Origin of the sequence: Bradyrhizobium sp. AUGA SZCCT0176, from assembly GCF_018130145.1 — a bacterium.
GTDB lineage: Bacteria > Pseudomonadota > Alphaproteobacteria > Rhizobiales > Xanthobacteraceae > Bradyrhizobium.
Genome location: NZ_JAFCMB010000001.1, coordinates 268352 through 291249 on the forward strand (window position 1 = coordinate 268352; position 22898 = coordinate 291249).

At 63.8% G+C, this 22898-nt stretch carries 24 protein-coding genes; 8 read left to right on the plus strand and 16 right to left on the minus strand.

Features of this window, described 5'->3' with window-relative positions; translation table 11 throughout:
• Positions 1 to 28: 28 nt before the first annotated feature.
• Genes JQ600_RS01300 through hslV form a run of 3 tightly spaced genes read right to left on the minus strand, consistent with a single transcriptional unit; the run spans position 29 to position 1680 of the window.
• On the minus strand, positions 29 to 640 hold the full coding sequence (locus JQ600_RS01300; protein WP_212264144.1) for a DUF2585 domain-containing protein: 612 nt from the start codon (positions 638 to 640) through the stop codon (positions 29 to 31).
• Positions 637 to 1119 carry a GNAT family N-acetyltransferase gene (locus JQ600_RS01305; RefSeq protein WP_409363263.1) on the minus strand — a complete coding sequence of 161 codons (483 nt, stop codon included), beginning with the start codon at positions 1117 to 1119 and terminating at the stop codon, positions 637 to 639. Before JQ600_RS01305 ends, JQ600_RS01300 begins: the two co-directional genes overlap by 4 nt.
• A gap of 3 nt (positions 1120 to 1122) precedes the next feature.
• On the minus strand, positions 1123 to 1680 hold the full coding sequence (gene hslV, locus JQ600_RS01310; protein WP_192736137.1) for an ATP-dependent protease subunit HslV: 558 nt from the start codon (positions 1678 to 1680) through the stop codon (positions 1123 to 1125).
• A 179-nt stretch (positions 1681 to 1859) separates the two neighbouring features.
• On the opposite strand from hslV, the gene hisB reads away from it, so the two are divergent.
• The 7 genes from hisB to coaA all read left to right on the plus strand — a co-directional run bounded on the left by hisB (position 1860) and on the right by coaA (position 6669).
• A complete protein-coding gene (gene hisB / locus JQ600_RS01315) occupies positions 1860 to 2453 on the plus strand; it encodes an imidazoleglycerol-phosphate dehydratase HisB (protein ID WP_212489639.1) in 594 nt (197 codons plus the stop codon).
• A 138-nt stretch (positions 2454 to 2591) separates the two neighbouring features.
• Complete coding sequence (locus JQ600_RS01320; RefSeq protein ID WP_212264141.1) at positions 2592 to 3122, plus strand: DUF2628 domain-containing protein; 531 nt, start codon at positions 2592 to 2594, stop codon at positions 3120 to 3122.
• Positions 3119 to 3769: an imidazole glycerol phosphate synthase subunit HisH gene (gene hisH, locus JQ600_RS01325; RefSeq protein ID WP_212386243.1), complete on the plus strand. Its 651-nt coding sequence runs from the start codon at positions 3119 to 3121 to the stop codon at positions 3767 to 3769. Before JQ600_RS01320 ends, hisH begins: the two co-directional genes overlap by 4 nt.
• Complete coding sequence (hisA, locus tag JQ600_RS01330) at positions 3757 to 4506, plus strand: 1-(5-phosphoribosyl)-5-[(5-phosphoribosylamino)methylideneamino]imidazole-4-carboxamide isomerase (RefSeq protein WP_212386244.1); 750 nt, start codon at positions 3757 to 3759, stop codon at positions 4504 to 4506. Before hisH ends, hisA begins: the two co-directional genes overlap by 13 nt.
• A 10-nt stretch (positions 4507 to 4516) precedes the next feature.
• Positions 4517 to 5293 carry an imidazole glycerol phosphate synthase subunit HisF gene (gene hisF / locus JQ600_RS01335; RefSeq protein WP_192736142.1) on the plus strand — a complete coding sequence of 259 codons (777 nt, stop codon included), beginning with the start codon at positions 4517 to 4519 and terminating at the stop codon, positions 5291 to 5293.
• Positions 5294 to 5373: 80 nt separating this feature from the next.
• On the plus strand, positions 5374 to 5697 hold the full coding sequence (locus JQ600_RS01340; protein ID WP_192736143.1) for a phosphoribosyl-ATP diphosphatase: 324 nt from the start codon (positions 5374 to 5376) through the stop codon (positions 5695 to 5697).
• Between the two features lie 15 nt (positions 5698 to 5712).
• The gene (gene coaA / locus JQ600_RS01345; protein ID WP_212031935.1) at positions 5713 to 6669 is read left to right on the plus strand and encodes a type I pantothenate kinase; all 957 of its coding nucleotides are present in this window, start codon (positions 5713 to 5715) and stop codon (positions 6667 to 6669) included.
• 100 nt (positions 6670 to 6769) lie between these two features.
• Here the strand turns inward: coaA and JQ600_RS01350 are convergent, their stop codons facing one another.
• The 9 genes from JQ600_RS01350 to rsmI form a co-directional block, all read right to left on the minus strand.
• Positions 6770 to 9019, minus strand: coding sequence for a PAS domain-containing hybrid sensor histidine kinase/response regulator (locus JQ600_RS01350; protein WP_212264139.1), 2250 nt, complete (start codon positions 9017 to 9019; stop codon positions 6770 to 6772).
• Between the two features lie 150 nt (positions 9020 to 9169).
• Positions 9170 to 9637 (minus strand): hypothetical protein, encoded by a 468-nt coding sequence (locus JQ600_RS01355; protein WP_212264138.1) that lies wholly within the window; start codon positions 9635 to 9637, stop codon positions 9170 to 9172.
• 1079 nt (positions 9638 to 10716) lie between these two features.
• Complete coding sequence (locus JQ600_RS01360; RefSeq protein WP_212489640.1) at positions 10717 to 12255, minus strand: YifB family Mg chelatase-like AAA ATPase; 1539 nt, start codon at positions 12253 to 12255, stop codon at positions 10717 to 10719.
• A 103-nt stretch (positions 12256 to 12358) separates the two neighbouring features.
• Positions 12359 to 13102, minus strand: a complete 744-nt coding sequence (locus JQ600_RS01365) for an alpha/beta fold hydrolase (protein WP_212386246.1) — start codon at positions 13100 to 13102, stop codon at positions 12359 to 12361.
• Between the two features lie 83 nt (positions 13103 to 13185).
• Positions 13186 to 13497 carry a hypothetical protein gene (locus JQ600_RS01370; RefSeq protein ID WP_212386247.1) on the minus strand — a complete coding sequence of 104 codons (312 nt, stop codon included), beginning with the start codon at positions 13495 to 13497 and terminating at the stop codon, positions 13186 to 13188.
• A gap of 132 nt (positions 13498 to 13629) precedes the next feature.
• On the minus strand, positions 13630 to 14613 hold the full coding sequence (locus tag JQ600_RS01375; RefSeq protein WP_212386248.1) for an MBL fold metallo-hydrolase: 984 nt from the start codon (positions 14611 to 14613) through the stop codon (positions 13630 to 13632).
• A gap of 155 nt (positions 14614 to 14768) precedes the next feature.
• Positions 14769 to 15716, minus strand: a complete 948-nt coding sequence (gshB, locus tag JQ600_RS01380) for a glutathione synthase (RefSeq protein WP_212386249.1) — start codon at positions 15714 to 15716, stop codon at positions 14769 to 14771.
• A 31-nt stretch (positions 15717 to 15747) separates the two neighbouring features.
• Entirely contained in the window at positions 15748 to 16161 is a 414-nt protein-coding gene (locus JQ600_RS01385) for a YraN family protein (protein ID WP_212264132.1), read from the minus strand.
• Positions 16148 to 17107, minus strand: coding sequence for a 16S rRNA (cytidine(1402)-2'-O)-methyltransferase (gene rsmI, locus JQ600_RS01390; RefSeq protein WP_212386250.1), 960 nt, complete (start codon positions 17105 to 17107; stop codon positions 16148 to 16150). The genes JQ600_RS01385 and rsmI overlap by 14 nt, the downstream gene beginning before the upstream one ends.
• Before the next feature lie 364 nt (positions 17108 to 17471).
• Between rsmI and JQ600_RS01395 the strand changes: the two genes are divergently transcribed.
• The gene (locus JQ600_RS01395) at positions 17472 to 18686 is read left to right on the plus strand and encodes a penicillin-binding protein activator (RefSeq protein WP_212386251.1); all 1215 of its coding nucleotides are present in this window, start codon (positions 17472 to 17474) and stop codon (positions 18684 to 18686) included.
• Positions 18687 to 18857: 171 nt separating this feature from the next.
• On the opposite strand, the gene JQ600_RS01400 is transcribed toward JQ600_RS01395, so the two are convergent.
• The 4 genes from JQ600_RS01400 to rdgB form a co-directional block, all read right to left on the minus strand.
• Positions 18858 to 19709 (minus strand): hypothetical protein, encoded by an 852-nt coding sequence (locus JQ600_RS01400; RefSeq protein WP_212386252.1) that lies wholly within the window; start codon positions 19707 to 19709, stop codon positions 18858 to 18860.
• A 2-nt stretch (positions 19710 to 19711) separates the two neighbouring features.
• A complete protein-coding gene (locus tag JQ600_RS01405) occupies positions 19712 to 20821 on the minus strand; it encodes an aminotransferase class I/II-fold pyridoxal phosphate-dependent enzyme (protein ID WP_212386253.1) in 1110 nt (369 codons plus the stop codon).
• Between the two features lie 273 nt (positions 20822 to 21094).
• Positions 21095 to 22276 (minus strand): radical SAM family heme chaperone HemW, encoded by a 1182-nt coding sequence (gene hemW, locus JQ600_RS01410; RefSeq protein ID WP_212386447.1) that lies wholly within the window; start codon positions 22274 to 22276, stop codon positions 21095 to 21097.
• Positions 22269 to 22898, minus strand: coding sequence for an RdgB/HAM1 family non-canonical purine NTP pyrophosphatase (gene rdgB / locus JQ600_RS01415; protein WP_212264127.1), 630 nt, complete (start codon positions 22896 to 22898; stop codon positions 22269 to 22271). The genes hemW and rdgB overlap by 8 nt, the downstream gene beginning before the upstream one ends.

The following is a 22898-nucleotide window of genomic DNA, read 5'->3' on the forward strand; positions in this document are numbered from 1 at the left end:
AACCGGTACCCACTTTTCGGATCGTGCTCTAGATAATCGGCGGGCCGGCCTGCCATTGCTTGATCGCCTCGAAGGGGTAGAGCAGCATGATGATGTTCAGCGCCAGATTGTCGCGAATGTGCAGCGCCAACACGATTTCGAACGCCAGTGCCAGCGCCACAGTGGCCGCGACCGGTAACTTCCTAGCCAACAGGAAACCGCCGATCATGGCGAAATTGTCGGAAATCGAATTGACGATGGTGTCGCCGAAATAGTCCAGCGAGATGGTGCCGGTCCGATAGCGATCGATGATCCAACTCGAATTCTCGACCAGCTCCCAAGCACCCTCGACCAGCATCGCAAGTATCAGGCGTGCGGGCCAGGCGAGACGTGGAAACAGAAGATGGGCAGCTCCATAAAACAGGAAGCCGTGCAGGATGTGCGACAGCGTGTACCAGTCGGCGATGTGCTGCGAGTTTTCCGAGCTCTGCACCACGCCGTGCCAGAGCTTGACGTAGCCGCAGGCGCAGATCGGCAGGCGGCCCATCGCATAGAGGATCGAGGCCTGCAGCACCAGGATGCCGGCGGCCATCAGCAGCCAGTGCCAGGCCGTAACACTGTTGGCGAGGGGAGGCCGTGCGGCGGCGCTGTCGGTGGTCATGGGTTGCGAACCATCAGCAGCGCAGGACCATCGGGTGTATCGACCATATGGGCTCTTTCGAATCCAGCCCTCTCATAGGCGCGCACGGCTCGGTGGTTGGCGGGATCGGGGTCGGTGACCATGCGCGGCGTGCCATGCGCCAGCCGCGCGTCGACGAAGGCTCGAATCAGCGCCGAGCCATGGCCGCGTTCGATCATGCCGGGTTCACCAATAAAGAGATCGATGCCACGGGTGCCCTTGGGGTGAGTGCCGAAGCCGGAATTCCAGGCGGTAAGATCATAACACTGGATGTAGCCGAAATCGGCGCCGTTTGTCGAAACGACAAATTGATCCATGGCCGGCTCGTCGAGATCGCCGCTGACCAGCGCATATTGCTCGTCCGGATCGCCCCACCATTCCCGGACATGGGGATGCGCGAGCCATTGCCGGATCACCGGCAGATCCGCTGAGGTCATGGCGCGAAAGACGTAAGCCGCCATCAATCAGCCGCCCAGCGCCTCGATGGTCACGTTGCGGTTGGTGTAGACGCAGATATCGGCGGCGATATCCAGCCCGCGGCGAACGATGGCCTCGGCGTCCTTGTCGGTATCAATCAGTGCACGGGCGGCGGCCAGCGCATAATTGCCGCCGGAGCCGATCGCCATCACGCCGGCCTCCGGCTCCAGCACGTCGCCGGTGCCGGTCAGCACCAGCGAGACGTCCTTGTCGGCGACGATCATCATCGCTTCCAGGCGGCGCAGATAGCGGTCCGTGCGCCAGTCCTTGGCGAGTTCGACCGCGGCGCGGGTCAATTGACCCGGATACTGCTCCAGCTTGCTCTCCAGCCGCTCGAACAGGGTGAAGGCATCAGCGGTGGCGCCGGCAAAGCCGCCGATGACGTCGCCCTTGCCGAGTTTGCGGACCTTTTTGGCGTTGGATTTGATCACGGTCTGGCCGATCGAGACCTGGCCGTCGCCGCCGATCACCACCTTGCCGCCCTTGCGGACCGTTAAAATGGTGGTGCCGTGCCAGACCGACGGCTCGTTGGGGGATGCTTGCATGGAATACCTCGTGTCCGACCAGATTTAGGGGCTCGAGCGCACCGTTACAATCGGTCGGATTTGGTCACTATAGGGGGAAGTTGAGCCTTTTAAGCACGATCCCGCAGTGGCGAAGGCGACTTCGGCCTGTTAAAAGGGCCGCGTTTTCGGCCGGGAAGAGGCAAAGGAAAGCACATTTCATGCGCATAGCGACCATCAAGCGCAAGACCAAGGAGACCGACATCGAGGTGGCGGTAAACCTCGACGGCACGGGCGTGTCCAAGGTTTCGACCGGTATTGGCTTCTTCGACCATATGCTCGACCTCCTGGCCCGGCATTCGCGCATCGACATCACGGTCAAGGCGGATGGCGATCTCCATGTCGACCACCACCACACCACCGAGGACGTCGGCATCGCGCTGGGTCAGGCCGTGAAGCAGGCGCTCGGCACCATGGCCGGAATCACCCGCTATGCCTCGATCCATATGCCGATGGACGAGACGCTGTCGCGCGTCGTGATCGACATTTCGGGCCGGCCGGTGCTGGTGTTCAAGGTGGATTTTCCGCGCGACAAGATCGGCGAGTTCGACACCGAGCTGGTTCGCGAATGGTTCAATGCGTTCACGACCAACGCCGGCGTGACTTTGCATGTCGAAACCTTATATGGCGGGAACAGCCATCATATCGCCGAATCCTGCTTCAAGGGTTTGGCCCGGGCGCTTCGTACGGCGGTTGCCATCGATCCAAAAACCGCGGGCGAAGTGCCATCCACCAAGGGTCAGCTCGGCGGCTGATTTTGGACCATGATCTGGACCCGGAGGGCCCCGCTGGCGAAAAGTGGGAACCGGTTTTCCCGAAACGGTCCATGCTTGAACTAAAAGGCTGATCGGACTGACCAATCAGCTCGATCTGGTTCGCGGCGGAGAGTGACGATGCCGGTCTATACAGTGCATGCCCCGGTCAATGGCGGCGCCGGTCTGGCGGCGACCGACAGGTTTATTTTCGTCCGTGACGGCTTTCATTACTGGGCCGTGGTGATGAGCCTGCCGTGGCTTGTCTGGCATCGTCTGTGGCTGGCGCTGATCGGCTGGATCGCGCTGACAGTTGCGATCGCATTCGGCCTGAGGGCGCTGGGCGCCGGCGGTGGTACCATCCTGTTCGCCAATTTCCTGGTTGCGCTTCTGATGGGCTTTGAAGCGGCCAGCCTGCGGCGCTGGACGTTCTCGCGGCGCAACTGGCGGCAGCTCGATATCGTGGTGGCCGAAGATGAGGAAGCCGCCGAGCAGCGCTTCTTCGATCGCTGGACCGCAAGGCAGCGCGGCCTCACCAACGACCAATGGGCGGTTGAGCGCGGCGGGCCGCCGCCGACCCGCAACGTTCCGGGACAGCCATTCTCGAAACCGCCGCCGATGCCGCAAGGCGGCATCATCGGCCTGTTTCCCGAGCCGGGAGGATCACGATGAGCGTTGCGATCATCGATTACGGCTCCGGCAATCTGCACTCGGCGGCGAAGGCATTCGAGCGCGCCGCGCGGAGCATGGAAAATCCGCCGAAGATCATGGTGACGCGCGATCCCGAAGCGGTGTTCCGCGCCGATCGCATCGTGTTGCCCGGCGTCGGCGCCTTCGCCGATTGCCGCAGGGGCCTCGATGCCGTCGACGGCATGCTCGAGGCGATGACGGAAGCCGTGCGTTCCAAGGCGCGGCCGTTCTTCGGCATCTGTGTCGGCATGCAGCTGATGGCGACGCGCGGCAAGGAGCATGTCACCACCGACGGCTTCAACTGGATCGCAGGCGACGTCGAGAAGATCACGCCGCGCGAGGAGAATCTGAAAATTCCCCACATGGGCTGGAACACGCTCGACATGGTGCGCGAGCACCCGGTGCTGGAGCGCCTGCCGCTGGGGCCGAAGGGCCGCCACGCCTATTTCGTGCACTCCTATCACCTCAACGCCTCGCATGAAGCGGATGTGCTGCTGCGCGCCGAATATGGCGGGCCGGTAACGGCGATGGTCGGCAAGGACACCGCGATCGGTACGCAATTCCACCCGGAAAAGAGCCAGCGTTTCGGGCTGGGTCTGATCTCGAACTTTTTGAAATGGAAGCCGTGATCCTTTTTCCCGCCGTCGATCTGAAGAACGGCCAGTGCGTGCGCCTCGAACAGGGCGACATGGCGCGGGCGACCGTGTTCAACCTCGATCCCGCGTCGCAGGCACGGGCCTTCGCCGATCAGGGTTTTGAATATCTGCATGTCGTCGATCTCGACGGCGCCTTTGCCGGCAAGCCGATGAACGCGCTGGCGGTCGAAGGGATGCTGAAGGCGGTCACCATGCCGGTGCAGCTCGGCGGCGGCATTCGCGACCTCAAGACCATCGAGGCCTGGCTCGACAAGGGCATTGCGCGGGTGATCATCGGCACCGCGGCGGTGCGCGATCCCGAACTGGTGAAGAGCGCCGCGAAAAAATTCCCCGGCCGCGTCGCGGTCGGTCTCGACGCCCGCGACGGCAAGGTCGCGGTCGAAGGCTGGGCCGAGACCTCGCAGGTGACCGTGCTCGAAATCGCGCAGCGGTTCGAGGATGCCGGCGTCGCCGCGATCATTTTTACGGACATCGCGCGCGACGGTCTGCTCAAGGGCCTCAACCTCGACGCCACGATTGCGCTGGCCGAGAGCATCTCGATCCCCGTCATCGCCTCCGGCGGCTTTGCTTCCATCGAGGACGTCAAGGCGCTGCTGGAGCCGCGCGCCAAAAAGCTTGCAGGCGCCATCGCCGGCCGCGCGCTCTATGACGGCCGGCTCGATCCGGCTGCCGCATTGGCGCTGATCCGCAACGCGCGCAGCGCGGCCTAGGGAGACCAAGATGTTCAAGGTCCGCGTGATCCCCTGCCTCGACGTCAAGGACGGCCGCGTGGTCAAGGGCGTCAACTTCGTCGACCTGCGCGACGCCGGCGATCCCGTCGAAGCGGCGATTGCGTATGACGCCGCCGGCGCCGACGAGCTTTGTTTCCTCGACATCACCGCTACCCACGAGAACCGCGGCACCATGCTCGACGTTGTCAGGCGGACGGCGGAGGCCTGCTTCATGCCGCTGACGGTCGGCGGCGGGGTGCGGACCATCGAGGACATCAAGACGCTGCTGCGATCCGGCGCCGACAAGGTCTCGATCAACAGTGCGGCGGTCTCCAACCGCGAATTCGTCAAGCAGGGGGCCGAAAAGTTCGGCGAGCAGTGCATCGTGGTCGCGATCGACGCCAAGCGGGTCAAGCGCGCCGGCGGCTCGGACCGCTGGGAGATTTTCACCCATGGCGGGCGCAATTCGACCGGGATCGACGCCATCGAATACGCCCAGGAAGTGGTCTCGCTCGGCGCCGGCGAAATCCTGCTGACCTCGATGGACCGGGACGGCACAAGGCAAGGCTTCGACCTGCCGCTGACGCAGGCGATCGCTGACAGTGTTCCCGTACCGGTAATTGCGTCCGGCGGGGTCGGTAACCTTGACCACCTCGTGGACGGCATCCGCCAGGGCCACGCCACCGCGGTGCTGGCGGCCTCGATATTCCACTTCGGCGAATTTACCATTCGCCAAGCCAAGGAGCACATGGTGCGCGCCGGGCTGCCGATGCGGCTCGATCCCTGACGACTCCCCGTCACAAAAGTGCTAAGTCCGTGATCGGGATGGCGCGGGCCTTCAGCCGGCGCAGGTGCTGAGTTCAGTTGATGCCACGTTTCACTATTCATGATCTGGCCGCCACCATCGATGCAAGGGCCGCATCGGGGGGAGAAGCGTCCTACACCCGCAAGTTGCTCGACAAGGGCGCGGAGCACTGCGCCAAGAAACTCGGCGAGGAAGCGGTCGAGACCGTGATCGCCGCGGTCGAGAACGATCGCGACCACCTGATCGCCGAAAGCGCCGATTTGCTGTTTCATCTGCTGGTGCTGCTCAAAGCGCGCGGCGTGACGCTGGAAGAAGTCGAGACCGCGCTCGGGCAACGTACCAACCAGTCCGGGCTGGAAGAAAAAGCCGCGCGCAAGCGCGATTGAGCAAGAGGCGACGCCATGGATATTCGGGCGACGGACCAGCAGTACAACCCCTACCGGATCTTCACGCGCGAGCAGTGGGCGCGATTGCGCGACGACACGCCGATGACGCTGGAGCCGGGCGAGTTCGAACGGCTGCGTTCGCTGCACGACCGCCTCGATTTGCAGGAGGTCGAGGACATCTTCCTGCCGCTGTCGCGGTTGCTCTCGATCTATGTCGATGCGACCTTGCGGCTCTACCAGGCGCAGCGTCAGTTCCTCGGCATCCGCGACCGCAAGGTGCCCTATATCATCGGCGTCGCCGGCTCGGTGGCGGTCGGCAAATCCACCACCGCGCGCGTGCTGCAGGCGCTGCTGGCGCGCTGGTCGCCGCGGCCCAAGGTCGAAATGGTGACGACCGACGGTTTTCTGTTTCCGAACGCCGTGCTCGAGCGGCAGGGCCTGATGCAGAAGAAGGGCTTTCCCGAGAGCTACGACCTGCCGATGCTGCTGTCGTTCCTGAGCGACATCAAGGCCGGACGGCGGCCGGTGCGCGCGCCGGTCTATTCGCATTTGACCTACGACATCGTTCCCAACAAGTGGATCGAGGTCGACCGACCCGACATCCTGATCGTCGAAGGCGTCAACGTACTGCAGACCGGCCGGCTGCCGCGCGACGGCAAGGCGGTGCCTGTGGTCTCCGACTTCTTCGACTTCTCGGTTTATATCGACGCCGACGAGGCGGTGCTGCGCCAATGGTATGTGCGGCGCTTCCTCGCGCTGCGCGACACGGCGTTTACCGATCCGCGGTCCTACTTCCATCGTTACGCGTTGCTCTCCGACGAGGAGGCGACGGCAACCGCGCTGGCGATCTGGGAACGTACCAACCTTGCCAATCTCGAAGACAACATTTTGCCGACCCGGCCGCGCGCGACGCTGATCCTCAAGAAGGGCGCCGATCACGTCGTCGAGACGGTGGCGTTGCGACGGCTGTAGCTAGCTTCGTAGGATGGGTTGAGCCCTTGCGAAACCCATCAGCTTCGTCGCCAGTCATTGATGGGTTTCGCGAAGAGCTCAACCCATCCTACGATTGATATCAAGCCGCGATATGGCGCGAGGCCGCAAGACCCGCGATCGCCTCCGCCAGTTTCTCGCGATCGAGCGGCTTGATCAGGAAACCATCCATCCCGGCTTCAAAACAGGCGTAGCGGTCTTCCACCAGCGTGTTGGCGGTCAGCGCCAGGATCGGCGTCCGGCGTCCGGGCAGGCCGGATTCCAGCGTGCGCATCCGCTTGGTGGTTTCGATGCCGTTGAGCTGCGGCATCTGGATGTCCATCAGCACGAGATCATAGCCCGCGCCGGCCGATTTGGCCGACAGCCAGGATTCCAGCGCCTCTTCGCCATTGGTGGTGATGACGGCCTGGTGCCCCAGCCGGCTCAGCAAGGAGCGCATCAACAGCGCGTTGATCTCATTGTCTTCCGCGACCAGGATCGAAAGCCCTTTGCTCGCCGGCGCCGGCGTCGGGGCAGGCTCATCCAGACCGGTCATGGCATCGCTGACGACGCTCGGCGCCGATATCTCGGGCGTGGCCGTCAGGCGCGCCGCGAGCGAGGCGGCGCGGAGCGGCTTGACCAGATAGCCGGTGAAGGGGGATGCCGCGGAAGGCTGCAACTCCTGCCGCGTCGCCGGCGTGAACATCACGATGCGCTGTGTGGCGTGCAGCCGTGCGGCCTCGCCGAACGCTTCGATGGCTTTGGTGCCGAGCGCGTGATCGATCAGGATGGCGTGCCAGAGCCGCTCCGGCAACAGCGCCTGGGCGACGTCGGCGTCGGAAACCATGCAGGTCTGGCCGCCCCAGCGCTGCAGCCGCCGCGCGGTCAATGAGGCCTCGATGCCCTGCGGCGACACCAGCATGACCGACTGGCCGGTCAGGTCGGGTGCGGCAAACGTCTTCGGCGTGCCGGCCTCGGAAGCTGGCAGCGGGATCGTCACCTCGAACGTCGAACCGATACCGGGCTTGCTCTCCAGCGTGATGCGGCCGCCCATCCGCTTGACGATGCGGTCGCTGATGCTGAGGCCCAATCCGGTGCCGCCATAGCTGCGCGCGATGCGATCGTCGGCCTGCTCGAATTCGCGGAAGATGCGCTCCTGCGCCTCGGGCGCGATGCCGATGCCGGTGTCGCGCAACACAAAACTGACTTCACCCGGACGGATGCCGGGCTCGACAATCAATGCGACGCCGCCGGTCGCGGTGAACTTGATGGCGTTGCCGGCGAGATTGAGCAGCACCTGGCGCAGCCGCGCCGCATCGCCGACCACTTCCATCGGCAGGCGCTCGTCGATATAGGCGGCGATCTCGAGCTTGCGGGCCTGCGCGCGCGGCGCCAGCAATTCGGTGATGCCCTCGATCAGTTCCGGCAGGGCGAAGGCGCGATGTTCGAGGTCGATCTTGCCGGCCTCGATCTTGGAATAATCCAGCAGTTCCTCGATCAGCGACAGCAGCGCGTCGCCGGAGGTCTTCACCGCCTTGACGTAGGTGGTCTGTTCCGGCGTCAGCGGCGTATCCAGCAGCAGCCCGCTCATGCCGATGATGCCGTTCAGCGGCGTGCGGATCTCGTGGCTCGCCATGGCGAGGAAGCGCGACTTGGCGCGGCTGGCGGCATCGGCCTGGTCGCGGGCCTCGGCCAGCGCGCGCTCGCTCTCGGTGCGGTTGGTGACGTCGCGGCCGACGCTCTGCATTTCGGATGGCCCGCCGGCATCGTTGCGCACCAGCGCTTCACGCCAGGCGATCCATCGCGCGCCCTCGGGACCCGCGATCTTCTGGTCATGGATGCGGGTGCCGTTCCATTCCAGCACGCTGTCGCCTTGTTCCAGAACTTCGAGCGTGGCGGTGCTGCCGATCAGGGCCTCGCGCGGCGCTTGCGCCAGTTCGCAATAGGCATCGTTGACGAAGGTGATGCAGCCGTCGGTGTTGCGCAGGATGATCAAATCGCCCTGCGATTCGAACAGGCGGCGGGTGCGCTGCTCGGCTTCCTGTAACTCCCAGTTCCGGTCCGCCATCGCTTCATTGTGCAAGGCGACCTTTTGCATCTTCTTGCGCAGGAAGCGAAACCGGGCGCTCTGGGCGGCAAGCGCGACGCAGGCGATCGCGAACAGGAAGCTGATGCCGATCGCAAAGGTGTGCGGATTGTAGCCGGATATTTCCGAGCGGCTTGCGGTTATGAAGCCGTAGGCGCCGCCAAAGGTGGCGGAAAAGACGATGAAGGAGCGGAGGGTGAAGCTGACCCAGGGATGCCGGCGGCCAAAGCGGCGGAAGTATAGTTTAATCCGGTAAGTCCGCCCCATCGTCAGTTACCCTGAGATTGTTTGCTCGAATTGAGGCGGCTCGATTCGCCCGGTGCTTCCGGCCAGACGATGCGTCGCCGACCTTGAAAAGTGCTTGAGGCGGGCTGCCTTTCGCGGGTGCGATAAAAACAGGGTTGATAAAGTGTTAACTCACAGCGAGGCGGCCACGACGCGAGGCTGTGCGCCGCGGGCGCTGACGATGAGGGCGGCGGCGTCGCGCGCCGAAAAGCTCTTCGAGCGCACGAAGATGCGGTAATCGGCGGGTCCCTCAGTCGAGAGATAGATGACGGGTTCGGACGGCGACGGCGAGCTGGAAATCGCGACCAGCTGCGGCGGCGAACGGCTTTCGCAGGCGCCGGGCTCGGTGCTGTCGATGTCGTCGATGACGGTAAAGTCCGCCGCTTCCGCGCTGTCGGAGATCTGGACGCGGACGGTGGCGCGCCCGGGATCGCTGGTGAAACTGACGTGACGTTCGGCCTGCCAGGACAGGGCCGCGATCTGGAGCGAAGCGCCCGCAATCTCGATGCAGGGGCGCGGACCGGTCGAGAACTCGCCGCGGGCGAACAGGGCGACGACGGCCAGCGGAACCACCGAGGCCAGAACCTTGAAACGCAACATGACACTACCCACTCAGCACAAGCCCGCGACGGGGGCTTATGGTTGGCAGAGTGTAAAGAAAACTCGTTACTACGGGGTTTATGAGCCGAGATTTCGCTCGCTCCACGTGTCGTCCCGGCGAACGCCGGGACCCATACGCCGCGGCAGTCATTTTGCGAAAGGTATCTAACGCCAGCGCTCTCACCGATGGGCCGCGGCGTATGGGTCCCCCGATGCGCAATTGCGCATCTGAGCTCAAGGCCGGGACGACGACGTGGATGGGTCATTGCAAACATGACGTCACATTCTCGCGGCGCGATGCGCCCGAAGTTTTGCAAATCATCCGCCCCCAAAAAATCGAGAGGGCGCAGGGAATGCCGGATGCGCGCTGCACCCGCGGTCTCGCGTGCGGTTTGCACAAAACAAAATGCACACGAGCATACAGGGCAGCGGAGAACATCCGACATTCCCTGCGCAATGGCTTTACGGCTTATGCCGTGATCTCCCCGGAGACGAGTTCTTGGTTGACTCCGTCGCCGCCGTTTCCGCTTGCGCTTCTCCGACGGCTTGACGCCTGCAACGGGCGCCAGGACCACACGGTTTTGCCGTACGCTTAGTCCGCGCCGTCGTCTCAGCGCAAACCAGCGTCCACCGCAACCCGTCCAACGTCCGTGACGACGGCCGACGCCCTTCTGACCAGGACGGGATGGCGATAGATGCGCACTGATTTGGGCCGGTCGACAACAGAAAAATTTTCGATTTACAGAAATCTTCTACTTGACACGATTTCTGAAACTCAGAATTGATTTGCCCGTCGTGTCAATTTGTCGCGACAAGATTAGAAAGCGGCCCGCCGGGACGGCTTACGTGGTGCCAGAGTGACGACTTGGCGACTGCGGGTCCGGCACAGTCCTAAGGCAACAACCGCAACTCGATTGTTTCGGCTTTCTGATTTGGAAGCGCAAGCCCGGGACCTCGTAGGATGGGTAGAGCCAACGGGTCGCGCGAATGCGCGCCCGATGACAGGCTCCGCGAAACCCATCGCTGACTTGCGACGGAGCTGATGGGTATCGCTGCGCTCTACCCATCCTACGAGACCGTCACGCCGCGCGCCGCGAATCATCGGCCAATGCGCGATACGACAGCGCTTCCGCCAGATGCAGACGGCCGATCTTGTCCGCGCCGTCGAGGTCGGCCAGCGTGCGGGCGACGCGCAGCACGCGGTGATAGCCGCGCGCGGTCAGCTTCATGGTCTCGGCGGCGTCGCGCAGCAGCTTTTGTCCCTGCGCATCCGGCTGCGCGATGGTCTCCAGCAGCGACGCGGGGGCTTCGGCATTGGTGCGGACATGCGGCATGCCGGCGGCGGCGTAGCGCGCGAGCTGGACGTCGCGGGCGGCGGCGACACGGGCGGCGACTTCGGCGGAGCCTTCGCTCGGCAGCGGCAGGATCAGGTCGGCGGCGGTTACCGCCGGCACTTCGATGCGCAGGTCGATGCGGTCCATCATCGGGCCGGAGATGCGCACCTGATAATCCCCTGTGCAGCGATCGATCCGTCCGCGCTTGCAGGAATAGCCGGGCTCATAGGCATGGCCGCAGCGGCACGGGTTCATCGCCGCGACCAGCATGAAGCGCGCCGGATAGGTGACGCGGTGATTGGCCCTGGACACCGCGACCTCGCCGTTCTCAAGCGGCTGGCGCAGCGAGTCCAGCACGCGCGGATCGAACTCCGGCAATTCGTCGAGGAACAGCACGCCCTGATGCGCCAGCGAGATCTCGCCGGGTTTTGCGCGCATCCCGCCGCCGGTCAGCGCGGCCATGCTGGCGGAATGATGTGGCGCCCGGAACGGCCGCCGCGCCGTCAACGCGCCGTCGCGGATTTCACCGGCGACCGAGGCGATCATCGAGACTTCCAAAAGCTCGGACGGCGACAGCGGCGGCAGGATCGAGGGCAGCCGCGCCGCCAGCATCGATTTGCCGGCGCCGGGCGAGCCGATCATCAGCAGATGATGTCCGCCGGCCGCCGCGATCTCCAGCGCGCGTTTTGCGCTCTCCTGCCCCTTGATGTCGCGCAGGTCGAGCAGCGTCTCCTCGCGCTCGTGCACTTTCGGCTGCGGGCGCGACAGCAGCTGCGTGCCTTTAAAATGGTTGGCGATCTGGATCAGCGATTTCGCCGCGATGATCTGGATGTCCGGGCTCGCCCAGGCCGCTTCCGTTCCGCAGGCCGCGGGGCAGATCAGGCCTTCGTCACGCGAATTGGCGCCGATCGCCGCCGGCAGCACGCCCGCGACCGGCGCGATGGATCCGTCGAGCCCGAGTTCGCCCAGCACGGTAAAGCCCGAGAGCGCGTCGGGCGGGATCGCGCCAATGGCGGCCATCAGGCCGAGCGCGATCGGCAAATCGTAATGGCTGCCTTCCTTCGGCACGTCGGCGGGGGCGAGGTTGACAGTGATCCGCCGTGCCGGCAGCGCCAGCCCCGAGGCGATCAACGCCGAGCGCACCCGCTCGCGCGCCTCGGAAACCGCCTTGTCGGGCAGGCCGACGATCGCAAACGCCGGCAGCCCGGGCGCGACCTGCACCTGCACGTCGACCGCGCGGGCCTCGATCCCCTCAAAGGCTACGGTAGAAACCCGCTGAACCATGCCGACCCCTTGCCTCTACCGAGGGTAGCGGAACCGGGGGAGGAACACAAGAACATTACGGGAACATCTTCATCTTTTGGCAAATGGCTATGCTGCGGTCCCGCTAATCACGATGACGACCAGCCGGCTTCAGGCGCCATAGGAAGTCGGTCACTGCTTTGACCGCTGCGGCAGGTGCTCGTTGCAGAAGAAAATGCGGCGCATCCAACATTACGCACTCAAGGTCGGGGCGTAGCGACTTCAATCGTTCAGACGTTTGAGGAGTGATCAACCGGTCTTGTATCCCGCCGAGATAGAGTATCGGCACGGGGCACCGTAGGAATGCCTCCGTAGCATCAACGGTAAGCGCTGCCTTCGTTCGACCAGCCAGAACCGCCGGGTCGACCGAATTGAGACAATCAATTGTGCCCTCAATCAATGCGACTGGAGCGCTGTCGCCGAACAAGAACCATCTCATGAGAAGAACCTGACCCGGCAATCGGAAAAGGAGCGGACGCATGATGTGTCTTGCAAAGCGCGGCATCCAAGCGACGGGCCGCGACGCGAAGCTCGCAACGAGAATGACTGCGATTAGATGCGGATGCCCGATCGCTGCCACGCGTAGCGCAAGGGGTCCGGAGAAACTTTCAGCAAGAATAACGAACGGCTGGCCTTGAGGCAGCAAACGCAAGACGTCGGTTTCGAGCACCCCATAGTCGTCCTCATGCTTCGGAAAACAGATGATTTGTGGCTTGAGCGTTGGGGGCAGTGCTTTGACAAACCATTCAAAGAGGCGACCCGATCCATCAAGCCCCGGAAGCAGGACCAACGAGAGTGGTGAAGAAACCTGAGATGCTTGCTGCTCCATCGTCGCTTAGGATTACCACAAACAACATGAGCCGTGGTCCGACAAAGGGGGCTTGGAGATTGCCTCCACCGTCTCGACGCCCCTCAATTCAGCTTACTCGCCGCAACCACCGCCATATTCGGCGCCGGCGGCTCCAGCATCTTCAGCGCGGCATCGAGGCCGTTGCGCAAATTGACGGCGGCGTTCTGGCTGCAGCGCAGTCGGCCTGAGGAGATGAATTTTACCTCGGTCGAACCATCAGTTTTGGGAATGAGAATTCGGGTGGCGAGTTCGATCTCGACCGAGCCGTTCATGGTGCCGTAGGCGCCGACGATGTCGAAATAGACCAGCGGGGCGGCGGCTCCGGTGTCTTCATAGACAAGGTCGCCCGGCTTGGGGTTCGGTTGGTCGGTCAAGGGGCTCTCCTATATAGCGTCAGGGTCAGGATTCGCTGAACCTTGCTTACGCCAGTCTAGGGTCGATCCCTAGTGCCGGGTTCAGCCCGGCGGTATTCGGGGCCAGCACGGCCGGCCCCGAATAATTGCAGCTCAAAGGTTCATCACCATCGCCGACGGATAGTAATGGAAACCTTCGCTGGTCTTGCCGATGTGACCAAAGCCGGGCCAGGCGAAATGATAGGACATGACCGGGGTCTTGTTGGCCGCGATCATGTCGAGCAGTTTCACGCGGGTGTCCGCCGCCTGCTTCGGATCCGAGTCGTAGGAGAATTGCATCCGCGGCTTTTCCAACAGCAGTATCGGGTGGTGGGTGAGGTCGCCGAGGAAGGCAAAGGATTTGCCTTTCGAGCTCACCATGAAGATGGTGTGTCCCACGGTGTGGCCGGGGGCCGCGATCGCGGTCACGCCGGGCAGAAATTCCTGGTTGTCCTTGATGAAGACGATGCGGTCGCGCACCGGCATCAAATTCTTGCGGGCGTGAATCACAAAATCCTTCAGCGGACTGCCGAGCTTGCCTTCATCGGTCCAGAACTCGAAATCGCTCTGGGTGATGTAGACCTGCGCGTTCGGGAATAGCGGCTTGTCGTCGGCGCCGACGAGGCCGCCGATGTGGTCGATATGCGCATGCGAGCACACCACGGCGTCGATATCGCCCGGCTTGATGCCGGCTTCCGCCATGCTCTTCTGCTGGCGGCCGGTGGTCGCCCCGAACGCTTTCGAAGTGCCCATGCCGGTGTCGAACAGGATCAGCTTGTCGCCGGTGTTCACGATCGGCGAGTTCTGCTCGAGCACGACATTTTCGGCGTCGAGGAAGTTGTCGGTCAGCATCTTCTTCACTTCGTCGTCGGACACGCCGACGAAGGTGCCCTTGGGTGGGCCGAGCGGCAGCGGGCCGTCGGAGACCACGGTTACCTCGGCGTCACCGAGAACGAAGCGGTGCCAGTAAGGCGTCTGCGTGCCGAGCTTGGGTGCCTTGGCGAGCGCGCTGCCGCCGAGCATGGTCGAGGCGCCGAGGCCAACACCAAGTCCTGCGCCGAGAGCAAACAGGGACCGTCGCGATACGTCCATCGTCATGCGTCTTCCTCCAGTGTTTTTGTAGAACTGCGTTGTGGCCGGACAGATTCATCCGCGGCTACAGGCTGCTCCCGCGCCTCGAAATTGGCAAGTAGGATTAGACGCCTGACAGGCGTGCAGCTGTGGTGTGCAGGCGCACAACCGCGCGAAGAAGATTATTTCGCGGCCCGCTTCGCCTCAATGCTGTCCCAAACCATTGCAGCGACGTCAGGCCCGTTGAGCCGGGCGATGGCGCGGATGCCGGTGGGCGAGGTGACGTTGATCTCGGTGAGGTTGCCGTCGATCACGTCGATGCCGACCAGCAGGAGGCCGCGCTCGCGGAGATGCGGTCCCAGCGTGGCGCAGATCTCGCGTTCGCGCGGCGAGAGGTCGGTGGCCTGGGCGGCGCCGCCGCGCACCATGTTGGAGCGCAGATCGTCGGCGGCCGGCACGCGGTTGACCGCACCCGCGAATTCGCCGTCGACCAGGATGATGCGCTTGTCGCCGTGTTTGACCTCGGGCAGGAAACGCTGGATCACCCAGGGCTCGCGGAAGGTGACCGAGAACATGTCGAACAGCGAGCCGAAGTTCATGTCCTGCGGCATTACGCGAAATACCGCGGCGCCGCCATGGCCGTGCAACGGTTTCATGACGACGGCGCCATGCTCGTCGCGGAACGAATTGATCTCATTGATGTCGCGCGAGATCAGCGTCGGCGGCATCAGCTGCGGAAAGTTCAGCACGAACAGCTTTTCCGGCGCGTTGCGCACGCTGGCGGGATCGTTCACGACCAGCGTCTTGGGGTGGATGCGCTCCAGCAGATGCGTCGAAGTGATGTAGGCGAGATCGAACGGCGGATCCTGCCGCAGCAGGATGACGTCGAAGCCATCAAGCGCCGTGCGCTTGGGCTCGCCGAGGGTGAAATGATTGCCGGGCTCGTCGCGTACGGTCAGCACCTGCACCGGCGCCACCAGTTCCTCGCCGCGCAGCGAGAGCTGGTCCGGCGTGTAATAGGAAATCGCGTGGCCCCGCTTCTGCGCTTCCAGCAATAAGGCAAAGGTCGAATCGCCGCGGATGTTGATACGCGCGATGGGGTCCATCTGGACGGCGACATTCAATTTCATGGGGCGGGTCCGGGTCTGTGGAAGGGGTGGTTTAAACGCTGGCGTCGAATGCCGCTAACAGATGGCGTGGCAATCGCCGCGGCGCAATCAGGATGGCGTCGAATCGCAGCTCGAATTCGGCATGCTCGGGATGCGCCATCAGCCAGGCCTGCGCGGCATCGATGATGCGGGCCTGTTGGCGCGGCGTCACCGCATAGGCGGCATCATCGAGGCGGGCTCGCGCCTTGACCTCGATGAAGGCGATCAGATTGCGCTTCTTGGCGACGATATCGATCTCGCCATAGGGGGTTTTGAAACGCTTGGCGAGAATGCGGTAGCCCTTGGCCATCAGGAACGCGGCGGCGCGGGTCTCGGCCGAAAGCCCGGTCTGGAAGGCGGCGACCCGCTCGGGCGCGGCGAGTTTTGTGGACGCGTCGGGCGGCGTGGCGCCGTCAGTCTTCGCCATCGTCCTCTCCATCCCGAATTTCTTTCGCGAGCTCGAGCGCGCGGGCATAGACCTCGCGGCGCGGGCGGCCGGACAGTTCGACGGCATGGGCGACCGCATCCTTGACGCTGTCCTGCGCAAGCGAGGAGCGTAGCAGGTCATCGAGATCAGCCTCGGTCATGACAAGTGCATCCGCCCGGGGCGGGCCGACGACCAGCACGAATTCGCCCCGCGTCTCCAGCGTGTCGGCGGCCTTCGCCAACTCCGCGATGGGGGCGCGCGAAATCTCCTCATGCAGTTTCGTCAGTTCGCGGCAGATCGCGGCGTCGCGCTCGGCCATGATCCCGGCGAGATCGCCCAGCGTGTCCGCGATGCGGTTACCGGATTCGAACATCACAAGCGTGGCATCGATCCTGGCAAGTTCTGCCAGCCGCGTGCGGCGCGCCTGTTGCTTGGCGGGTAAAAATCCCTCGAAGAAAAACCGGTCGGTGGGCAATGCTGCGACCGATAGCGCCGTCAGCACCGAGGAGGCGCCCGGTATCGCGATCACGGCATGGCCGGCGGCGCAGACCTCGCGCACCAGCTTGAAGCCGGGATCGGAGATCAGGGGCGTGCCGGCGTCCGAGACCAGCGCGATCGAGGCGCCCTGCGCCAGCTTTTCCAGGATCTTTGGCCGCGCCAGCGCGGCGTTGTGCTCGTGATACTGCTTGAGTTGCGCCGAGATCACGTAACGCTCGGTCAGGCGGCGGGTGATGCGGGTGTCCTCGCAGGCGATGATGTCGACGCCGGCCAGGGTTTCAAGCGCACGCAACGTGATGTCGCCGAGGTGGCCGATCGGGGTGGCCACCAGATAGAGCCCGGGAACCGGCTTTGGGGCGGTCAGGACATGGCCGCCAATCGAAAATGTCCTGATCACAGAACCCGGTTCGGCTTCAGGCCCGTAGTTGGAGCTGGTTTTTGCGCGCATCATGCCAATCTAAAGCGTTTTCAAGCGAAGTGGATACCGGTTCGCGTGAAGAAAACGCGTCAATACAAAGACCGGGTGTTCCGGTTCTGATAAGATCAGAACCGGAACACAGTGGTAGTAGCGCCAGCGCCACAGTGCGGTGGCAACGTTGGTGCTAGCATCACGGGAAGGGGGCAGGTATCCGCAACCGGCGTTGCGCCCGCGGGACCAAAATCCTTTTGTTTTGGTTAACTATTCGCCGACAATATGCCTGAATCCGCCCGCCTTTATTCCGGAGGTTGGAGCCTTAGGATTCAGGTCCTGAGGTTCAAGTCCTTGAGGTTCAAGGACTGGCCGATCCAGGTCGGTCAAGAGAAGAGATACGATGGTGGGCCCGCTCATTCGCAAACCTCAGCCGTCAGGGGCAACCCGGCGGACGGCGGTCGGCTTAATTCTCGGTGCGCCGCTGCTCGGCGCCTGCTCCAGCGTGCAGCAGAGTTTTGGCCAGTTTTCCAACCCGTTCTCCTCACCGCAACCCGAGGCCGGACCCGCGGGCCCGCAGCAGCAACCGCTCGCGGTCGGCACCGGGCAGGTCAAGGTCGGCCTGATCCTGCCGCTCTCGGCCGCCGGCAATGCCGGCGTCGCCGCGCAGTCGATGAAGAACGCCGCCGAAATGGCGCTGGCCGAGTTCCAGAATCCCAACATCCAGCTTCTGATCAAGGATGACGGCGGCAGCCCGCAAGGCGCCAGCCAGGCAACCCAGCAGGCGCTCGGTGAAGGCGCGGAGATCATCCTCGGCCCGCTGTTTGCGCAGTCGGTTCCCGCGGTCGCTCAGCAGACGCGCACGAAGGGCGTGTCCGTGATTGCATTCTCGACCGACTCCAGCGTGGCCGGCCGCGGCGTCTATCTGCTCAGCTTCCTGCCGGAGTCCGACGTCAACCGCATCGTCGATTACTCGGCCGGCATCGGAAAGAAATCATTTGCGGCGCTGCTGCCCGACAACGCCTATGGCAATGTGGTGGAAGGCGCCTTCAAGCAGGCGGCGGCGCGCAAGGGCCGCATCGTCGCGTTCGAAAAATATGGCGCCGATCGCTCGGCCGCCGTGCGCACCGTTTCGCAGTCGCTCGGCCAGGCCGACGCGCTGTTCATGGCCGATGACGGCGATTCGGTGGTGGCCACGGCGGATGCGCTCACCGCGGCAGGCGTGAATTTGCGCAACATCCAGTTGCTCGGCACCGGCCTGTGGGACAATCCGCGGGTGTTCGCGAGCCCGGCGCTGCAGGGCGGTCTCTATGCGGCACCGGATCCGTCGGGTTTCCGAAGTTTCGCGGGCCGCTACCGTACCAAATATGGCGGCGAGCCGGTGCGCACCGCGACGCTGGCCTATGACGCGGTCGCGCTCGTCGCCGCATTGTCGCGCACGCAAGGTCCGCAGCGTTTCGCGCCGGAAACGCTGACCAATCCGTCCGGCTTTGCCGGCATCGACGGGCTGTTCCGCTTCCGCTCCGACGGCACCAACGAGCGCGGGCTTGCGGTCATGAAGGTGGCGCAGGGCGGCGGCACGCCGGTTGCGGGCTCGCCGAAGAGTTTTGGGGCTTAGCCTCCGAGTAGTAGCGGTACTTCCAAACCCTCATGGTGAGGAGGCGCGTCAGCGCCGTCTCGAACCATGTGGCCCCGCCGGTGCCATTCATCCTTCGAGACGCGCTTCGCGCTCCTCCAGCGATGAGCTTGCGCTCACGCGGGGATGAGGTCTGACAGAGCAGTTGCCGCCCTATCGATCCGCTGCCTTGGCCGCGTTCGCGAATTCAGCCTCGTAACGGCGCCGGTTGCTCCAATAGATATTGGCGAACAGCGCGGCTTCCTGACGGTAGGGGATGTGATCTTCGGCATCCTGACCGGCCTGCGCCTCGATCCATGCCGCATGCTCTGCAATCGCGCCGGCGCGATCACCGCGCAACGCCTTGATCTGGAATTCGAACATGTGGCTCTCGATCTCCAGATAGCGATCGTACCAGCAGGTCGACCATTGACGGTTCTGCAGCGCGAAGCGGCGGATCCAGCGCTCCGTCAAATCCATCTCGTGTTCGGGTTTTGAAAACATCACGTCGCGCCGCGCTTCCTGCAGCGTTTCGATCGCAACGGGTTTGTTCTTGGCCCACAGCGTCTGCATCGCAGGATCGGACAAATAGCGGTCTGCATAGATCGGATGCGCAAAGGCCTGTTCGCGCAGATGCGGCAGTTCGAAATAGACGCGGATTTCCGAACAGACGCTGGCCTTCAGTTCATTGTCTTCCATCTTGCGGTGGAAGGCGTCGAAACCGATGCCGGGAAAGTAGGGCATGAACGCCGCGTGGAACATCTCATGCAATCGGTAGAGGTCCTCGATCGCGGGATTGTCGTAAGCGCGGTTCATGGTGACGCCCCACCATGAGCAGAAATGGGCGCGCTCCAACCGGTCGTCGGTGGAGTCGCAGAACAGCCGCGGCAGACTCGCGAACTGCTCGACGATGTCGTGGATGAATCCGCCATCAGTGTGGGAAGCACGGATCGGCGCGCTGCGCCACAGACCGTGAACGTGGCGGTGAATCTCTTTTACATCCGTCAGAATGACCGGGTTTTTCAAGTTCAGCCTCCGGAAACGGCGATCGGCCCGGCGGTTCCGATCATTTCGGCCATCGTTGGCGTCAGGCACAGCCGCAAGCGTGCATCGGGATCGCCGGCCGGGCGACGCAGGAAATCCGCAAGCGCGCGGTCGGTGGTGGCGTTGGCTTCTGCTTGGGCCAGCACGGTGACGTCGCTGGGCGAGAGCGTCAGCCCGAGGCGTCGGCCGACTTGAATGGCCGCTTCGCGCTGAACGGTTTTGTAGCGGCGCGGCAGCTCGAACACGTCGTGACGTTCCAGCAAGGTCAAGCCGAGTTGCAGCGAGGTGAGATTCTTGAACCATTGATTGCCGAACAGGCTCGGCATTGCGTGACGGCAGAGCACGCCGCCGATGCGGTCGTAATAGACCCCGAACGGTTTTGACAGGCTGAACGCCAGCGCCTGCACCGCCGGACTGTCGACGGCAATTTTCGCGGCCGGCGCTTCGGCAATCGAGCCGACATAGGTGGCGTCGAGCAGCACGCGGGGCTTTTCGGTGGCGGCGAGCAGCGCCAGGAAATCATTGGCGTGCGGCCAGACATTGCCGTCGATCGCGGAGGGTTGGCTCAGGCAGAACAAGGCATTTTTCGGAAGCGCGCGGCCGACGGCTTGCCACTCGGCGCGGCGATGTTCGATCACCGCGATGCCGCAGGCTTCGGCATAGGCCTTGTAGCCTTCATACTCGCCGGCGAAGACGTGCACCTCGGGATTGAATTTTTCGACGCGGGCGCGATTGCCGTAGGCGGTGATGACGTGAAACAGCGCTTCGCTGCCGCCGGCGGTTGGATATCGCCAGGGGAAGCCGGCGGCATCGATTGCGACCACGGGCGCCGCCCACGCCATCCAGCGTTCGATGAAGGCTTCATGCGAGGCGAATTGCTTTCCGGTCCAGGCGTCGCGGAATTGTTCGAGATGATGACGCCGCGCGGCGTCGGGGCCAGCAACCGCGTTGCCGAGAAGGAAATTCTTGACGGCTTCGGTTTCGGGGGTGACCAGCGCATAAACCGTCTTGCTCGCGCCGGCGCTTTTGACGCGGCGGTCGAGCTCGGGATCATGGATCGGCGGGGTGATGGTCCGGTCGTTCACGATCGTCATGCAAATGGCGGTTGGGGCAAAATCCGTGAAGGCAATTTACCACAGCCGGAAGCGCAGCGTCCGAATTCTCAGGCTTTGGCTTATCAAACCTTTACGCGGCGACGGGCCCGGATATCTCAACACGTCGTCCCGGACAAGTGAGCGCAGCGAACGCGATCCGGGACCCATACGCCGCGGCCTCTCGTTGAGACAACGCCGGCAGACGCGTTTTTCTAACAACAACGGCCGCGGCGTATGGGTCCCGGCTCAAGGCCGGGACGACGGAAGGAAAATTTACGCAGCCAGATCCGCGACAACAGCATCGAGCACGGGAAAACCGGCCTGCGTCACCCGCAGCCGGCCGTCGGTGTCGACGATGATCGCGCCTTCTTCGCGCAGCACGGCGATCCGGCCGGGATCGAGCGTGCGGCCCGACAGCGCGGCGTAGCGTTTGGGATCGATGCCTTCCGCAAGCCGCAACCCCATCAGCAAAAATTCGTCGGCGCGTTCTTCCGAGTTGAGGACGTCGTCGGTGATGAAGCCATGGCCGTTGGCCTCGACCCGCATCAGCCAGGCTTCGGGACGTTTCTCGGTCGCGATCGCGTGTCTTTCGCCATCGATGTCGAGGCGGCCATGCGCGCCGGGGCCGATGCCGGCATATTCCTCACCGCGCCAATAGACGAGATTATGTTTGCACTCCGCGCCCGGCCGCGCGTGGTTGGAAATCTCATAAGAAGGAAGACCCTGCGCGGCGCAGACATCCTGCGTCACGTCGTAGAGTGCGCGGGCGACGGCCTCATCCGGCGTCTTCAACTTGCCTGCGGCGTGCAATCCGAAGAACGGCGTGCCTTCCTCGATCGTAAGCTGATAGAGCGACAGATGTTCGGCGGCTTCCGAAATCGCCAGCTTCAGTTCATCGGCCCACATCTGCGGCGTCTGGTCGGGGCGGGCGTAGATCAGGTCGAACGAATAACGATCGAAGGATTGCCGCGCGATCGCCACCGCATCCAGCGCCTCGCGCGCGCTGTGCAGGCGGCCCAATGCTTTCAATGAGGCATCATCCAGCGCCTGCACGCCGAGCGAGACCCGGTTGACGCCGGCCGCGCGGTAGCCGCGGAAGCGCGTCGCCTCGACGCTGGTGGGATTGGCTTCCAGCGTGACTTCGACATCACCAGCGACGCGCCAGTGTTTGCCGATTGCATCCAGGATGGCGCCGACGGTCTGCGGCGCCATCAGCGACGGCGTGCCGCCGCCGAGAAAGATCGAGGTGACTTCCCGTCCCGGCGCGCGCTCGGCGGAAGTTTCGATCTCGCGCGCAAAGGCACTGACGAACCGCGCCTCGTCGATCGGGGCGTGGCGGACATGGCTGTTGAAATCGCAATACGGGCATTTCGACAGGCAGAATGGCCAGTGCACATAAACACCGAAAGCCGCTTTGCCGGTCTTGAGGATCTCGGGGCGCTCGAAGCTAGCCAAGGCAGATCTCCGCCAGTTTGACGAAGGCGCGGGCGCGATGCGACAGACCGAGTCCCAGCGGCGGCAGGCCGTGCTTCTCGATGCTGGCCATCTCGCCGAAGGTACGGCCGTGTCCATCGGGCAGGAACGACGGATCGTAACCGAAACCCTCGGTGCCGCGCGGTGGCCACACCAAAGTTCCATCGACCCGCGCCTCGACCTCTTCGAGGTGGCCGTCGGGCCAGGCGACGCACAATGCCGATACGAAATGCGCCTTGCGCTTGTCAGGCGTTTTGGCGCCGCGCTCCTGCAACAGGCGTTCGACCCGCGTCATCGCCGCCATAAAATCCGCAGGTTTGCCGGCCCAGCGCGCCGAATAGATCCCGGGCGCGCCGTCCAGCGCATCGACCACGAGGCCGGAATCATCGGCGAAGGCCGGAAGCTGCGCGGCTTTCGCGGCTGCGATCGCCTTGATCGCGGCATTGGCCCGAAAGGTCTCGCCGGTCTCCTCGGGCTCATCGAGGCCGAGCTCGCCCGCGGAGATCGCCTCGACGCCATGCGGCGCCAGCAATTCGCGCATCTCGGCAAGCTTGCCGGGATTGTGGGTCGCGATCACCAGGCGGCCTGTGATTCGACGGTGCAT